The sequence below is a fragment of the Mycetocola sp. 2940 genome (assembly GCF_040548835.1).
GTDB lineage: Bacteria > Actinomycetota > Actinomycetes > Actinomycetales > Microbacteriaceae > Mycetocola_A.
In genome coordinates, this window is record NZ_JBEPSK010000001.1 from 266,568 (window position 1) to 281,474 (window position 14,907).

General features: G+C 68.0%; 12 protein-coding genes and 1 pseudogene. 2 read left to right on the plus strand and 11 right to left on the minus strand.

All coding sequences use genetic code 11. From position 1 onward, the window contains the following. Positions 1-16: 16 nt before the first annotated feature. From metK to pyrR, 11 genes and pseudogenes are all read right to left on the minus strand, one after another. Complete coding sequence (gene metK, locus ABIE24_RS01280; RefSeq protein WP_354496031.1) at positions 17-1,210, minus strand: methionine adenosyltransferase; 1,194 nt, start codon at positions 1,208-1,210, stop codon at positions 17-19. A 149-nt stretch (positions 1,211-1,359) separates the two neighbouring features. Beyond that, positions 1,360-2,586: a bifunctional phosphopantothenoylcysteine decarboxylase/phosphopantothenate--cysteine ligase CoaBC gene (gene coaBC / locus ABIE24_RS01285; RefSeq protein ID WP_354496033.1), complete on the minus strand. Its 1,227-nt coding sequence runs from the start codon at positions 2,584-2,586 to the stop codon at positions 1,360-1,362. 15 nt (positions 2,587-2,601) lie between these two features. Next, positions 2,602-2,859 (minus strand): DNA-directed RNA polymerase subunit omega, encoded by a 258-nt coding sequence (gene rpoZ / locus ABIE24_RS01290; RefSeq protein WP_090712805.1) that lies wholly within the window; start codon positions 2,857-2,859, stop codon positions 2,602-2,604. Positions 2,860-2,920: 61 nt separating this feature from the next. After that, positions 2,921-3,850: a guanylate kinase gene (gmk, locus tag ABIE24_RS01295; protein WP_354496035.1), complete on the minus strand. Its 930-nt coding sequence runs from the start codon at positions 3,848-3,850 to the stop codon at positions 2,921-2,923. After that, positions 3,843-4,685, minus strand: a complete 843-nt coding sequence (pyrF, locus tag ABIE24_RS01300) for an orotidine-5'-phosphate decarboxylase (RefSeq protein WP_354496036.1) — start codon at positions 4,683-4,685, stop codon at positions 3,843-3,845. The genes gmk and pyrF overlap by 8 nt, the downstream gene beginning before the upstream one ends. After that, the gene (gene carB, locus ABIE24_RS01305; RefSeq protein ID WP_354496038.1) at positions 4,682-7,975 is read right to left on the minus strand and encodes a carbamoyl-phosphate synthase large subunit; all 3,294 of its coding nucleotides are present in this window, start codon (positions 7,973-7,975) and stop codon (positions 4,682-4,684) included. The genes pyrF and carB overlap by 4 nt, the downstream gene beginning before the upstream one ends. Continuing rightward, on the minus strand, positions 7,975-9,144 hold the full coding sequence (gene carA / locus ABIE24_RS01310) for a glutamine-hydrolyzing carbamoyl-phosphate synthase small subunit (RefSeq protein WP_354496040.1): 1,170 nt from the start codon (positions 9,142-9,144) through the stop codon (positions 7,975-7,977). Before carA ends, carB begins: the two co-directional genes overlap by 1 nt. Further along, positions 9,144-9,686, minus strand: a complete 543-nt coding sequence (locus ABIE24_RS01315; protein ID WP_354496042.1) for a PH-like domain-containing protein — start codon at positions 9,684-9,686, stop codon at positions 9,144-9,146. The genes carA and ABIE24_RS01315 overlap by 1 nt, the downstream gene beginning before the upstream one ends. Further along, positions 9,679-11,022, minus strand: coding sequence for a dihydroorotase (locus tag ABIE24_RS01320; protein ID WP_354496044.1), 1,344 nt, complete (start codon positions 11,020-11,022; stop codon positions 9,679-9,681). The genes ABIE24_RS01315 and ABIE24_RS01320 overlap by 8 nt, the downstream gene beginning before the upstream one ends. Before the next feature lie 4 nt (positions 11,023-11,026). Next, a complete protein-coding gene (locus ABIE24_RS01325) occupies positions 11,027-11,974 on the minus strand; it encodes an aspartate carbamoyltransferase catalytic subunit (RefSeq protein ID WP_354496046.1) in 948 nt (315 codons plus the stop codon). Beyond that, positions 11,974-12,513 (minus strand): annotated as a pseudogene (pyrR, locus tag ABIE24_RS01330) (bifunctional pyr operon transcriptional regulator/uracil phosphoribosyltransferase PyrR); the annotation flags it as partial. The pseudogene pyrR and the gene ABIE24_RS01325, both read right to left, overlap by 1 nt. Positions 12,514-12,651: 138 nt before the next feature. Between pyrR and ABIE24_RS01335 the strand changes: the two are divergent. Both ABIE24_RS01335 and ABIE24_RS01340 read left to right on the plus strand, forming a co-directional pair. Beyond that, positions 12,652-13,179, plus strand: coding sequence for a SixA phosphatase family protein (locus ABIE24_RS01335; RefSeq protein ID WP_354496048.1), 528 nt, complete (start codon positions 12,652-12,654; stop codon positions 13,177-13,179). 458 nt (positions 13,180-13,637) lie between these two features. Further along, on the plus strand, positions 13,638-14,906 hold the full coding sequence (locus ABIE24_RS01340; protein WP_354496050.1) for a glycosyltransferase: 1,269 nt from the start codon (positions 13,638-13,640) through the stop codon (positions 14,904-14,906). Position 14,907 lies beyond the last annotated feature (1 nt).

Consider the following 14,907-nt stretch of genomic DNA (forward strand, 5'->3'; position numbering starts at 1 on the left):
TTCCGCCCTGAGCCAATCAGATGCCGGCTGCGCTGTGCAGGTCGGCGACCTTGTCGAGCCGTTCCCAGGTGAAGTCCGGAAGTTCGCGGCCGAAGTGGCCGTAGGCGGCGGTGGCCGCGTAGATCGGGCGTTTCAGGTCGAGGTCGCGGATGATCGCGGCTGGGCGCAGGTCGAAGACCTCCCGGATGGCGTCGACGATCGTCTCTTCGGAGATCTTCGCGGTACCGAACGTTTCCACGTAAAGCCCGACCGGCGCCGCTTTGCCGATCGCGTACGCGACCTGCACCTCGAGCTTGTCGGCGAAACCGGCGGCGACAGCATTCTTGGCCACCCACCGCATCGCGTATGCGGCTGAGCGGTCGACCTTCGACGGGTCCTTGCCGCTGAACGCCCCGCCGCCGTGGCGGGCGGCCCCGCCGTAGGTGTCGATGATGATCTTGCGGCCGGTGAGGCCGGCGTCGCCGGCCGGGCCTCCGATGACGAAACGGCCGGTCGGGTTGATCAGGAAGTTGACACCGGACGAGTCGAGGTCGACCCCGTCGAGGACCGGACGGATGACGTGTTCCTCGACGTCTGCGCGCAACCGGTCGAGGGCGATCCCTTCCTCGTGCTGGGTCGAGAGAACCACCGTCTCAACGCTGCGCGGGGTGATCCCGTCGTAGCCGATCGTCACCTGCGTCTTGCCGTCGGGGCGCAGGTAGTCCAGCTCGCCTGATTTGCGTACGGCGGAGAGCCGCTCGGCGAGGCGGTGGGCGATCCACCCGGGCACGGGCATCAACTGCGGGGTTTCTGTCGTGGCGAAGCCGAACATGATGCCCTGGTCGCCTGCTCCCTGGTGGTCGAGCGCGTCGGAACTCGCCAGTTCGCGGGTTTCGAAGGCGTCGTCGACGCCCTGCGCGATGTCCGGGGACTGCTGGCCGATGGAAACGGAGACACCGCAGGATGCGCCGTCGAAGCCAACGTCGGAATGGTTGTAGCCGATGTCGGTGACGAGTTCGCGGATGAGCGCGGGAATCTCGACGTAGGCCTCGGTGGTGACCTCGCCGGCGACATGGACGAGCCCGGTGGTGACGAGGGTTTCGACGGCGACGCGACTGTCTGGATCCTGTTTGAGCATGGCATCCAGAATGCTGTCTGAGATCTGGTCACAGACTTTGTCTGGGTGTCCTTCAGTGACGGACTCCGAGGTGAACAGGCGCAGATGCGTCATACCAGCTCCAAAAGGTACGGGGCGAAAACAAGAATTCGGGAGGGCCGCCCGCAGGCCAGTGTCGGTGAGACCACCGACATCGTGCAGCTGGGAGGGCCATCATCACTATATCGCCGGGCTGCTGGGAGGCACTCCGGTTACGTTCTGCGTCAGCGAGCGGGGACGCTCGCCCTGCCGGTCACGGCGTCGAGGATGTGATCGGCCACGTCGAGCTTGCTGCCGGATGCCTCGACAGCGACGTCGCCTCCCCGCGCCAGGACGACGATCGAGTTGGTGTCGAGCGCGAACCCCTCGTTCCACCCGACCCGGTTGACGACGAGGTAGTCGCATCCCTTCCGGGCGAGCTTTGCCCGGCCGACCCGCAGGAGTTCGTCGTGACCCGGTGTCGTTTCGGCCGCGAAACCGACGATCACCTGGCCCGGGCGGGCGGATGCCGCGAGAGAAGCGAGGATGTCCGGGTTCTGAACGAGCCTCAGAGTGAGTTCGGCGCCGTGATCTTGCTTGGTGATCTTCGCGTCCTGCCTCTCGGCTGGGCGGTAGTCGGAGACGGCGGCGGCCATGATGACGATATCTGCCGAACCGGCGGCATCCGTCACCGCTTGCTGGAGCTCGGCGGCGCTCGGTGCGTGCACCAGCGTGACGCCGTCTGGCGGGGGGACGTCGAGGTGGGAGGCGATGAGGGTGACGGTGGCGCCACGCCGCACAGCTGCGGAGGCGAGGGCGACGCCCTGCTTGCCACTGGAGCGGTTGCCGAGGAAGCGCACCGGGTCGAGCGGCTCGCGGGTTCCTCCGGCGGTGACGACGATCCGGGTGCCTGCGAGGTCGCCTGGTTCCTGGTTCCCGTCCATCAGGGCCAGGGCGGCCTGCACGATGGTTTCGGGTTCTTCCATCCGGCCGGGGCCTGAATCGGCACCGGTGAGCTGCCCGCTGGCCGGACCGACGACGGTGACCCCGCGGGAGCGGAGCGTGGCGACATTCGCCTGTGTGGCCGGGTTCTGCCACATTTCGGTGTGCATGGCCGGGGCGATCACGACGGGTGCCGTGCTCGCGAGCACCGTGTTGCCCAGCAGGTCGTCGGCGAGGCCGGTGGCCAGACGCGCGATCGTGTTCGCTGTTGCGGGGGCGATGACGATGAGGTCGGCGGCCTGCCCGATGGCGACGTGGCGAACCTCGGCGACACCCTCGTACAGCTCGGTGTGCACCGGGTTACGCGAGATCGCTTCGAGGGTGGGCCTGCCCACGAACCGGAGAGCCCCGGCGGTGGCGACCACCTGGACGTGATGCCCGGCGAGCACGAAAGAACGGATGACACCGACCGCTTTGTATGCGGCGATGCCACCCGTTATGCCGACAACGACATTCAGAGAACCTGTCATCGGGAGGACGACGTGTTACTCGACGATGGGACGCAGGACGAGCTTGTCCTCGTTGATCTCGTGGAGTGCGACGGAGAGCGGCTTGTCCTCGACGTGCGAGTCGACGAGCGGGCCGACGTTGTCGAAGAGGCTTCCTTCGTGCAGGTCGGAGTAGTAGTCGTTGATCTGGCGGGCGCGCTTGGACGCGAAGATCACCAGGGCGTATTTGGAATCGACCTTGGAAAGCAGGTCGTCGATGGGCGGGTCAATGATGCCCTTGGGCTTTTCAGCCATACTGAAGTCACACTCCTCGTGTGTTGCGGATTGGAGAATAGAGGTCTGTCGGCGGCGCGCGTTACGCCTTAACGGTGTCTGACGGGCCGCGAGTCTGCATCAAGTCTACGACCTCCCGGGCGGCTTCGGCCACGGTGCGGTTCACGACCCGGTAATCGAACTCATCCTGGGCTGCCAATTCATGCTTCGCGGTGCTGAGGCGGCGGTCCCGTTCCTCGGCGTCTTCGGTCCCCCGGCCGACCAGGCGGCGGACGAGTTCGTCCCAGCTCGGCGGCAGGAGGAAGACGAGGGTGGCCTCCGGCATGGCATCCCGCACCTGACGGGCCCCCTGGATGTCGATCTCGAGGAGAACGCTGTGGCCGGAGCTGAGCGCCTTCTCGATCGGCGCGCGCGGGGTGCCGTACCGGTAGGCGTTGTGCACCGTTGCGTACTCGAGAAGTTCGTGGTCGGCGATGAGCCTGTCGAACTCGGTGTCGTCGACGAAGAAGTAGTTCACACCTTCGACCTCTCCCGGCCGCGGTGCGCGGGTGGTCGCTGAGACGGAGAGGAGCACAGTGGGATAGTTCTCCCTGATGTGCGTCGCCACCGTGCCCTTGCCGACGGCCGTGGGGCCGGCGAGCACGACGAGGCGGCTCTTGCGCCTCCCCCGGTTGCGCTGTTCACGATCGATGACGAAGTTCCGCAGGCGACCGCGCTGGTTGTGGCCGAGTCCCCCGATCCTCTTCGACGGCGAGATGCCCAAATCCTGCAGGATGCGGGCGAGTTTGGTGCGGCCGATGGCGGGCACGCTCAGGAGAAAATCGGTGACGCGCATCCGGCCGGCGACGCCTTCGGGGTTCGCCAGTCCGTCGTCGAGGACGGACAGGGCGGTTGTGGAGCCGTCGGCGATGGCATTCTTCAGCGCCGCGCGCGCGCGACGCGCTTCAACGGCGGCGCGCGATGCGGCGACCCGGTCAACGTCCGGTGGTGTTCTGTCGGTCGATTCAGGCACTGGCCAGTCTCACCTCTTCTGCTCGGGCGGCAACGGCCTGGCGGATGCGCGCGGGGCCTGTCGCGAGGAGGGCACGGGACTCTGAGACGATCACGCCGTCGGAGAGCGCCCCGTAAATGGTTGTGAGGTCCGCGACGGATGCTCCCTGGTGGCCGAATCCCGGTGCGAGCACGGGAGGAGCGGGTACCGGGGAATCGCCGAGCTCGAATTCGGCGAGGTCGAGGGTCGCCCCGAGGACGACGCCGACGTTCCCGAGCGGGCCGGTCGTGTGCGCTGCATTCCACGTGGTCACGTCGTCGAGAATACTCCGAGCGAGGGTCCTTCCGGAGGTGAGTTTTGCCTTCTGACCGGCGATCCCCTCCGGGTTGGATGTCGCGGCGAGGACGAAGATGCCCTTCCCGTTCCGGTGTGCGAGCTCGAACGGGCCGGACAGTGCGCCGACGCCCTGGAACGGGTTCAGGGTGACGGCATCCGACTCGAGGGGCGAGCCCTCGCCAAGCCAGGTTTCGCCGTACGCGTCGACGCTGGATCCGACGTCGCCGCGTTTGGCGTCGGCGATCACGAGGATGTCCTGTTCGCGGGCCGCCCTGATCACCTGTTCGAGTGCGTCGAAGCCGCGCGAACCGAAGCGCTCGAAGAACGCCACCTGCGGTTTCACGATCCCGGCGAGGCCGGAGGCGGCGTCGACGATGCGCAGCCCGAACTCCCGGGCGCCCTCCGCAGTGTCCGGCAGATTCCACTCCGACAGGAGCCAGCCGTGCGGGTCGATGCCGACGCAGAGCCGACCCTGGCCGGCGAAGACGCCGGCCAGTCGGGAGGCGAAACCGGCGGTCATGCGCGGAGCGCCCGGTCCTGGGCGTATTCCTGCAGCGAGCGGACCTCGAAGCCGTTCCGAACCGCTTCGATCGACGCGACCGCCGCGGTCAGTTCGGCGATCGTCGTGAACAGCGCCTTGTCTTCGGCTACGGCTGCGGCGCGGATCTCATACCCGTCGGCGCGACCGCTCCGGCCGGACGGCGTGTTGATGACGATGTCGACTTCGTGGCGGTTGATCAGTTCGACGATGGACGGCTCGCCCAGTTCGGACTCGTCGCCCTCGCTGAACTTGCGGACGGTGCGCGCCGAGATGCCGTTGCGGTTGAGGATCTCTGCCGTGCCGACGGTGGCGAGGATGTCGTAACCGAGTTCGGAGAGGCGCAGGATCGGAAGCACGATGGAGCGCTTGTCACGGTCGGAGACCGAGACGAAGACGGTGCCGGTGAGCGGAACTCCGCCGTACGCGGCGGTCTGGCTCTTGGCGAAGGCCCGCGGGAAGTCCTTGTCGATGCCCATCACTTCGCCGGTGGAGCGCATCTCCGGTCCGAGGATCGAGTCGACGATCCGGCCGTCGACCGTGCGGAACCGCTTGAACGGCAGCACGGCCTCCTTGACCGAGACCGGGGAATCCATCGGGATCCGTGAGCCGTCCACGGGCGGCAGCAGCGCGGATTCCTTGAGCTCCGCGATCGTCGAGCCGGTCATGACGAGCGACGCCGCCTTGGCCAGCGGGATGCCGAGCGCCTTGGAGACGAAGGGCACGGTGCGGGAGGCCCGCGGGTTGGCTTCGAGCACGTAGAGGATGCCCGCACCGATCGCGAATTGCACGTTGAGGAGTCCCTGCACGCCGATGCCCTGGGCGATCGCGAGGGTCGCTTCACGGACCCGGTCGATCTGGGCGCGGCCGAGCGAGATGGGCGGCAGGGTACAGCTCGAGTCGCCGGAGTGGATTCCGGCCTCCTCGATGTGCTCCATGACGCCGCCGATGTACAGCTCGGTGCCGTCGTAAATGGCGTCGACGTCGATCTCGATGGCGTCGTCGAGGAACCGGTCGACCAGCAGCGGGTGCTGGGGGCCGATGATGCCCTGGTCGGCCATCCGGAGGAAATAGTCCCGGAGGGAGGCGCTGTCGTAGACGATCTCCATGCCGCGGCCGCCGAGGACGAAGCTGGGGCGGACGAGCACGGGGTAGCCGATATCCTCGGCGATCGTGACGGCGCCGGTCACTTCGGTGGCCGTGCCGTTCTTCGGGGCGAGCAGTCCGGCGTCGTCGAGGATCTGGGAGAACTCACCGCGTTCCTCGGCGAGGTTGATCGCTTCGGGGGTGGTGCCGAGGATCGGGATGCCGGCGGCTTTCAGGCCGGCGGCGAGGCCGAGGGCGGTCTGGCCGCCGAGTTGGACGACGACTCCGACGAGTTCGCCGGCGGCGCTCTCCGCGTGGAGGACCTCGAGGACGTCCTCGAGTGTCAGCGGTTCGAAGTAGAGCCGGTCACTCGTGTCGTAGTCGGTTGAGACGGTCTCCGGGTTGCAGTTGATCATGATCGTCTCAAACCCGGCGTCGCGGAGAGCGAAGGAGGCGTGGACGCAGGAGTAGTCGAACTCGATGCCCTGGCCGATCCGGTTCGGCCCTGAGCCGAGGATGACGACCTTGCGGCGGTCGGAGGGCGTGACCTCGGTCTCTTCGTCGTAGCTGGAGTAGTGGTACGGCGTGAGCGCCGGGAACTCCCCCGCGCAGGTGTCGACGGTCTTGAAGACCGGGCGCACATCGAGGATGTGGCGCACCTCACGCACTTCGGCCTCGCCGAAGCCGCGCAGTTGCCCGATCTGGACGTCCGAGAAGCCGTGGTTCTTGGCGGTGACGAGCACGTCGGTGTCGAGCCGCGCAGCGTCACGGATGTAGTCGGCGACCTCGTTGATGAGCACGATCTGGTCGAGGAACCACGGGTCGATCTTGGTGGCTTCGAACAGCTGCTCGGGCGTTGCGCCGAGGCGGAGCGCCTGCTGGACGACGACGATGCGGCCGTCGGTGGGAACGGCGGCCACCCGGAGGAGTTCGTCGATCGAGCGGTTCTCCTCGCCCCAGTGGAAGCTGGAGCCGCGCTTTTCGAGCGAGCGCAGCGCCTTCTGGAGGGCGGTGGCGAAGTTGCGGCCGATCGCCATCGCCTCGCCGACCGATTTCATGGTGGTGGTGAGCGTGGCATCCGCCGCCGGGAACTTCTCGAAGGCGAACCGCGGCACCTTGACGACGACGTAGTCGAGCGTCGGTTCGAAGCTCGCCGGGGTGACCTTCGTGATGTCGTTGGGGATCTCGTCGAGGTGGTAGCCGATGGCGAGCTTGGCGGCGATCTTCGCGATCGGGAAGCCGGTGGCCTTCGACGCGAGGGCGCTCGAACGGGACACCCGCGGGTTCATCTCGATGACGATGATGCGGCCGTCTGCCGGGTCGATGGCGAACTGGATGTTGCAGCCGCCGGTGTCGACGCCGACGGCGCGGATGATGTCGATGCCGATGTCGCGGAGTTTCTGGTATTCGCGGTCGGTCAGCGTGAGCGCCGGGGCTACTGTGATCGAGTCGCCGGTGTGCACGCCGACCGGGTCGACGTTCTCGATCGAGCAGACGACGACGGTGTTGTCGGCGGTGTCGCGCATGAGCTCGAGCTCGTACTCCTTCCAGCCGAGGATGGACTCCTCGAGGAGGACCTCGGTGGTGGGGCTCTGGTGCAGGCCGTCCGTGACCATGCGGACGAGCTCGTCACGGGTGTAGGCGAAGCCGGAGCCCAGGCCGCCCATGGTGAACGAGGGGCGGATGACGAGCGGGTAGCCCAGGTCCTCGGCGAATTCGATGGCCTCGTCGACGGTGTGTGCGATGTAGGACTTCGCGACGTCTGCGCCGCACTCGATCACGAGGTCCTTGAAGATCTGGCGGTCCTCGCCCTTGTTGATGGCCTCGAAATTCGCGCCGATCAGTTCGACGTCGTACTTCTCGAGGATCCCGTGCTCGTGCAGCTGGATCGCCGCGTTGAGGGCCGTCTGCCCGCCCAGGGTGGGCAGAATGGCATCCGGTTTTTCCTTCGCGATGATCGTCTCGAGGACTTCCCAGGTGATCGGTTCGATGTAGGTGGCGTCGGCGAAGTCGGGGTCGGTCATGATCGTGGCCGGGTTGGAGTTCACGAGGATGACGCGGACGCCCTCTTCGCGGAGCACGCGGCAGGCCTGGGTTCCGGAGTAGTCGAATTCGGCCGCCTGGCCGATGACGATCGGACCTGAGCCGATGACAAGGACACTCTGGATGTCGTCGCGCTTGGGCATTAGTTGTTGTCTCCTGCTCGGTTGGCCTGGTTCGAGATCACGAGGTCGCGGAATCGATCGAAGAGGTGGTTGGCGTCGTTGGGGCCTGCCGCGGCCTCCGGGTGGTACTGGACGCTGAACGCCGGGATGTCGAGGCAGGCGAGCCCTTCGACGACCTGGTCGTTGAGGCTGTAGTGGCTGACGGTCACCCGGCCGAATCCCTCGGGCGACTGGTGTTCGCCCTCGATCGGCAGGTCGACGGCGAAACCGTGGTTCTGCGAGGTGATCTCGACCCGGCCGGTCGACTTCTCGAGCACGGGCTGGTTGATGCCGCGGTGCCCGAACGGCAGCTTGTACGTGCCGAAGCCGAGCGCGCGGCCGAGGAGCTGGTTGCCGAAGCAGATGCCGAAGAACGGCACGTTTTCACGGAGGACGGCGCGCAGCAGCGTGACATGGTCGTCGGATGCCGCGGGGTCGCCGGGGCCGTTCGAGAAGAACAGCGCGTCGGGGTTCAGCGACAGCACGTGCTCGGCGGTGACGTTCTGCGGCAGCACGAGCACGTCGAAGCCGCGTTCGGCCAGGTACTTCACCGTCGACGTCTTGATGCCGAGGTCGAGCACGGCGACGCGGCCCACCCGGTCGCCCTGCGCGGGAACTTCATACGGGTCGATGGTCGAGACGTCGTGGGAGAGGTTCCTGCCCTTCATCGACGGGCCCTGGCGGACCTGGTCGAGCTGGTCCCCTTCGGACAGGTCGAAGAACTCGCCGGAGAAGATCCCGGCGCGCATGGCGCCCTTGTCGCGGATGTGGCGGGTGACGGCGCGAGTGTCGATATTGCTGATCCCGACGACGCCGGTGGTGGTGAGGTCGTTGTCGAGGCTGTCCTCGGCGCGGAAGTTGGAGACGACGCGCGAGGGGTCACGCACGACGAAGCCGGCGACCCAGATCTTCTTCGACTCCATGTCTTCATTGTTGACACCGGTGTTGCCGATGTGGGGCGCGGTCATGAGGACGATCTGCCCGGCGTACGACGGGTCGGTGAGCGTCTCCTGGTAGCCGGTCATGCCGGTGGCGAACACGGCTTCGCCGAGGGTCTTGCCGGTGGCGCCGTAGGCGCGGCCGACGTAGCGGCTGCCGTCTTCGAGGACGAGGACGGCCGGTGTCGCTGAGCCAAAACTCGAGCTGCTCATTATTTCTCACTCTCAGTGGAGGTGGTGGAGTCGGTGGGCCCGGGCCTGGCCGGTGCCGGGATGAGGGAAGTCAGGGTGGAGAGCACGGCGGACTGCCGGGTGGCGTCGATCACGCGGAGGTAACTGTCGACATCCGTCTCGGCGGATCGCCAGGACAGCGCGATCATGCCGTTCGATTCGACGACGCGGTCGATGGTCCAGGTGGCGGTCTGCGCCGACCGGAGCTGCGCGGACGCGAGGAAGATCGGGTCCTGCCCGGGCACGGCAAGGACGACGCCCTCGTCGGCGACGGTGAGCTCGGCCCGCGCGCGGAACGCGAGCCCGCGGATCGCGAGGCGTTCGAGCGGCTGTCCTGCCCGGGTCGTCGCGACGTAAAGCACGTCGGTGGTGAGGATCGGGTGAATGCCGTCCGCCGGCAGCGGAAGCCCGGCGGGGACGCCGGCGTCACGCCGTGCACGTGCACGCCACGCAAGCCACATCCCCAGCAGCAGCAGGGCGAGCAGCCCCAGGACGAGGATCGCCGGGAGAAGGCGGTCAGGCACGGGTCGCCATTCTCTGCTCGGCGGCGAGTCGAGCCACTTCGTCGGCCGGGCGGAGGTTCCCGTCGAGGACAGTGGCGAAGCCGGAGTGGAAGGTGGCGACCACCCGACCGGGAAGGGTGCGGCCGAGGAACGGCGAGTTCACGCCTTTGCCGGCGAGGTCGGCGGTGCTGAAGGCGCGGGTCGCGGCTGGGTCGTAGAGGGTCACGTGCCCCGGGGCGCCGGCGACGAGGCCCTGCCCGTGGCTCGAGATCCGGCCGATCCGTGCCGGGGTGGAGGAGAGCACGCGGGCGACGTCGGCCCAGTCCAGCTGGCCGGTCTCGACGACGGATGCGTGCACCACGCTGAGTGCGGACTCGAGGCCGACCATGCCGTTGGCGGCGGCATCCCATTCGCAGTCCTTGTTCTCGACCGGGTGCGGGGCGTGGTCGGTGGCGACGATGTCGATGGTGCCGTCGGCCAGCGCATCGCGGAGGGCCATCACGTCTTCACGACGCCGGAGCGGCGGGTTGACCTTGTAGCGGGCGTCGAAGCTGCGGACGAGTTCCTCGTCGAGGAGCAGGTGGTGCGGGGTGACCTCGGCGGTGACGCGGATGCCGCGGGCTTTCGCCCAGCGCAGGACGTCGACCGACCCGGCCGTGGAGACGTGGCAGATGTGGAGGCTCGAGCCGACGTGCTCGGCGAGGAGGACGTCACGGGCGATGATCGACTCCTCGGCGACAGCGGGCCAGCCGGTGAGGCCGAGTTCGCCGGAGACGGCGCCCTCGTTCATCTGCGCGCCGACGGTGAGGCGGGGCTCCTGGGCGTGCTGGGCGATGACGCCGTCGAAGCTCTTGACGTATTCGAGGGCGCGGCGCATGAGCAGCGGGTCCCAGACGCAGGAGCCGTCGTCGGAGAACACCCGCACCCGGGCGCGGGAGGAGGCCATCGCGCCGAGTTCGGCGAGCCGTTCACCGGCGAGGCCGACGGTGACGGCGCCGATCGGCTGCACGGTCGCGTAGCCGGCCTGCTCCCCCAGCGAGAGCTCCTGTTCGACGACGCCGGCGGTGTCGGCCACCGGCGAGGTGTTGGCCATGGCGAACACGGCGGTGAATCCGCCGGCTGCGGCGGCCTGGGTGCCGGTGAGCACCGTCTCGCTCTGCTCGTACCCGGGTTCGCGGAGGTGGGTGTGCAGGTCGACCAGGCCGGGCAGTGCGACGAGGCCGTCGGCGTCGATGCGCTGGGCGCCGGCGGCCGACAGGCCCGAGCCAAGCTCGGCGAGGACGCCGTCGCGGAGCAGGATGTCGGTCCGCGAGCCGTCCGGTAAAGCGGCGCCGGAAATCAGGTAGGTGTTTGTCATTGTCTTAGTTCTCCCGATCGCCGGAAAGCAGCAGATAAAGTGCGGCCATTCGCACGGAAACCCCGTTGGTGACCTGTTCGCGCACGGTTGACATGGGTGAGTCGGCGGCAGCAGCGGAGATTTCGAGGCCCCGGTTCATCGGTCCGGGGTGCATGACAATGGTAGTCGGCTCCAGCCTGTGCAGTCGTCCGTCGTCGAGTCCCCAGCGTCTCGAGTACTCGCGGCTGTTCGGGAAGAAGGCGTCTCGCATCCGTTCGCCCTGGATGCGGAGCATCATGACGACATCCGGTCCGGCGGCAAGTGCTTCGTCGAGGTCGTAGCCGATCGTGACCGGCCAGCGCCGGGTGTCGACCGGCACGAGAGTCGGCGGGGCGACGAGGGTGACGGTGGCGCCGAGCGTGGTGAGCAGCCACACGTTCGACCGCGCCACGCGGGAATGGAGGATGTCGCCGACGATGGTCACGGCCAGTCCGTCGAGGTCCCGGCCGCGCGAGGCTGCGCCGTGGACCCGCTTGCGGATGGTGAACGCATCCAGGAGTGCCTGGGTGGGATGTTCGTGGGTTCCGTCGCCGGCGTTGAGGATGCCGGCGTCGATCCAACCGCTCGTGGCGAGGGTCTGCGGGGCGCCCGAGGCGGGGTGACGGATGACGACGGCATCCGCCCCCATCGCCTGCAGGGTCTGGGCGGTGTCCTTGAGGCTTTCGCCCTTCGAGACGCTCGATCCCTTGGCGCTGAAGTTGATGACATCCGCGCTCAGGCGTTTCGCGGCGGCTTCGAACGAGATCCTCGTGCGGGTGGAGTCCTCGAAGAAGAGGTTGACGACGGTCTTGCCGCGCAGGGTGGGCAGCTTCTTCACTTCGCGCTGCTGGGTGTCTGCCATGTCTTCGGCGACGTCGAGCAGGCGGACGGCGGCGTCCCGGTCGAGGTCGCGGGTGGAGAGCAGGTGGCGCATCAGCGGGCCGAATCGATCGAGACGAGGTCGGCGCCGTCGAGCTCTGCGAGCCGGACGTTGATGCGCTCGGTCTGGGCGCTGGGAAGGTTCTTGCCGACGAAGTCCGGGCGGATCGGGAGTTCGCGGTGGCCGCGGTCGACGAGGGCGGCCAGGCGCACGGCGCGGGGGCGGCCGATGTCGTTGATCGCGTCGAGGGCGGCGCGGATGGTGCGGCCCGAGTAGAGCACGTCGTCGACGAGGATCACGGTCTTGCCGTCGATGCCGGATGCCGGGATGCGGGTGGGGGCGGGCGTCCGGGTCGGATGCTTCGCGAGGTCGTCGCGGTACATGGTCACGTCGAGCGCCCCCGCTTCCATCGGCGTGCCGGTGATGTCGGAGATGATCGCGGCGATCCGGTCGGCGAGGAGCACCCCGCGGGTCGGGATACCGAGAAGGACGAGGTCGTCTGCGCCTCGATTGGACTCAAGGATCTCGTGCGAGATCCGGGTCAACGCTCGGGCGATGTCAGCCTGCTGAAGTACGACGCGCGCACTCATGCGGACTCCCTTCTCCGTCTCTCTGGACGGCTTTAAAGGTTGTCTGTTTGTTCGAGCCTACCAGTCGGCGGCTGGACGTTCGGGACGGCTCGGGCCATGGACGGGCTGTCCGGATGTATGGTGGCGCCCTAGGCTGCTGCCATGAGCGAGCATCAGTCGAACCGATTGCTGGTCATGCGGCACGCGAAGTCGGCCTGGCCGCCCGGCGTCCCCGATGTCGAACGCCCTCTGCTTCCTCGTGGTTTTCGCGAAGCACGCCTGGCGGGGACCTGGCTGCGGGAGAACGGCATCCGCCCCGACGTCATCCTCTGCTCGACGGCCACGCGGGCGCAGCAGACCTGCGCTGAGGTTCGTTCGGGATTGGGCGATGATGTTCCGGATGCCGAGCTTCAGGACGCGCTCTACGCCGCGTCAGCTGCGCGCATGCTCGCCGTGGTCAATGCCGTGCCGGACACCGCCCGTTGCGTACTCCTCGTCGCGCACATGCCGGGCGTCCAGGAGCTGGTCACCCGCCTCGCGTCGAACGACTCCGACGGCGACGCGGCAGACGACGCCGCCTCACGCTATCCCACGAGCGCGTTCGCGGTGCTCGAGACCCTCACTCCCTGGGCGGAGCTCGACGGTCGGGACGCCGCGGTCGCGCACTTCGTGGTCCCGCGGGGCCGCTGAGACCCGCCAGTGCGTCCTGACTGGTGCCCTTTCACCTTTTTGGTGCTGCCCGCTCGGCCGCAAAACAGGAGATCGTGCGGTTAGCAGGTCGGATTCGGCGGAAGTCTCCTGACAAGCGTGCGTTCTCCTGCGAAACGTGCGTTGGGGCATCCGCCTGCTGTGAGCCTTCGGCGCGGCATAAGGAGAAAGGCGCGGGATAAGGATGCTGTGGCCGTACGGTCCTTATCTCGCCGCTTTCACCTTCTCCCGCGTCGGCCGCGATGATCGGGGAGCAGACTGCGGCCCCTTTGCCGGCGCGGGTGGTTTTGTCTCACGCGGGTGAAAGAACACGCGCGCCCTGCGAATACACCCGCGCGAGCGGACGGAGGCCGGCGGTCTGACGGCGGACCCCTTCCGGCGCCGCCCGGTTCGGGTGGATACTGGCGCACCGCGGCGGCGCGGGCACCGGGAGGCAGCAAATGGCACGGATCATGGTCGCGGTGATGCCGTTCGCCGGGCATATCGCGCCCGTCGAGGCGGTCGTTGGCGAGTTCCTGTCCCGCGGTCACTCGGTGCGCGTGTACACCGGGTCCGCCTATGCGGATCGATTCCGCACGGCCGGGGCCCGGGTGGTGCCGTGGCAGGACGCCCCGGACTTCGACGAGCACGCGGTCCAGGACACGTTCCCACAGTTGCGCGGCAAGAAGGGCCTCCGCCAGACCGGCACCAACCTCGAGTACCTGTTCATTCGCAGCGGCGCCGGGCAGTACCGTGACCTCAGCCGTGCGTGGGACGAGGAACCCTGGGACGTCCTCCTCGCCGATGGCATGAGCTGCGGGGCGGCGCTCGTGGCCGAGAGGACTTCGGCGCCGTGGGCGACGCTTTCGGTGATTCCCTTGATGACGCCGAGTCGGGACCTGCCCCCGTCGGGTCTCGCGCTGCGGCCGGCCCGTGGTGCGCTCGGGCGGACGAGGGATCGGGTCCTCCGGGCCTTGTTCCGACTCGCGAGCAGAAAACTCCACACCGCCTGGAACGAAACCCGCGAGGCGGTCGGGCTCCCCCGCACGACGACACAGTTCACCAGCGCGTGGGTCTCATCGGCGCTGACCTGCGTGAGCGGGCTCGCCTCCCTCGACTACCCGCGGAGCGACCTGCCCGCGACCACCCACTATGTCGGCCGCATCCGGACGCGACCGGCGGCATCCGGACGCCCCGCCTGGTGGGCCGACGTTCTCGAGTCGCGGGTTCCCGTGGTCCACGTCACCCAGGGCACTCTCAACGTCGACCCGGACGATCTGTTGCGTCCGACGATGGTCGGCCTGGCGGATGCCGCGGTGCTGGTCGTGGCTGCGACCGGGCACGCCGACGGATCGAGGCTGCCGTTTCCGGTGCCGCCGAATGCCCGCGTCGCCGGGATGGTGGACTACGACGAGTTGCTCCCGCTCACGAGCGTCGTCATCACCAACGGCGGGTGGGGCGGGGTCCTGACCGCGCTGAGTTACGGCATCCCCCTGATCGTGGCCGGCGGCGACATCGACAAACCGGAGATCGCGGCGCGGGTGGCGTATAGCGGTGCCGGAATCGACCTGAGGACGGGAACGCCGTCGCCGGCGAAGGTCGCCGCGGCGTATCGACGGGTGGCGGCTGATTCGTCGTTCCGCGCGGCGGCCGGTCGCCTGGCCGACGACTTCGCCGGCGCCGGTGGCGCCGGCGAAGTCGTCGAGAGGTGCGAGGCGCTGATCCGCTGAC

What these genes read in the sequence shown, in the direction of transcription:
- metK (WP_354496031.1), bottom strand. Translation starts at nt 1,210, where the DNA reads ATGACGCATCTGCGCCTGTTCACCTCGGAGTCCGTCACTGAAGGACAC.
- coaBC (WP_354496033.1), bottom strand. Translation starts at nt 2,586, where the DNA reads ATGACAGGTTCTCTGAATGTCGTTGTCGGCATAACGGGTGGCATCGCC.
- rpoZ (WP_090712805.1), bottom strand. Translation starts at nt 2,859, where the DNA reads ATGGCTGAAAAGCCCAAGGGCATCATTGACCCGCCCATCGACGACCTG.
- pyrF (WP_354496036.1), bottom strand. Translation starts at nt 4,685, where the DNA reads ATGACCGCCGGTTTCGCCTCCCGACTGGCCGGCGTCTTCGCCGGCCAG.
- carB (WP_354496038.1), bottom strand. Translation starts at nt 7,975, where the DNA reads ATGCCCAAGCGCGACGACATCCAGAGTGTCCTTGTCATCGGCTCAGGT.
- carA (WP_354496040.1), bottom strand. Translation starts at nt 9,144, where the DNA reads ATGAGCAGCTCGAGTTTTGGCTCAGCGACACCGGCCGTCCTCGTCCTC.
- ABIE24_RS01320 (WP_354496044.1), bottom strand. Translation starts at nt 11,022, where the DNA reads ATGACAAACACCTACCTGATTTCCGGCGCCGCTTTACCGGACGGCTCG.
- ABIE24_RS01325 (WP_354496046.1), bottom strand. Translation starts at nt 11,974, where the DNA reads ATGCGCCACCTGCTCTCCACCCGCGACCTCGACCGGGACGCCGCCGTC.
- ABIE24_RS01335 (WP_354496048.1), top strand. Translation starts at nt 12,652, where the DNA reads ATGAGCGAGCATCAGTCGAACCGATTGCTGGTCATGCGGCACGCGAAG.
- ABIE24_RS01340 (WP_354496050.1), top strand. Translation starts at nt 13,638, where the DNA reads ATGGCACGGATCATGGTCGCGGTGATGCCGTTCGCCGGGCATATCGCG.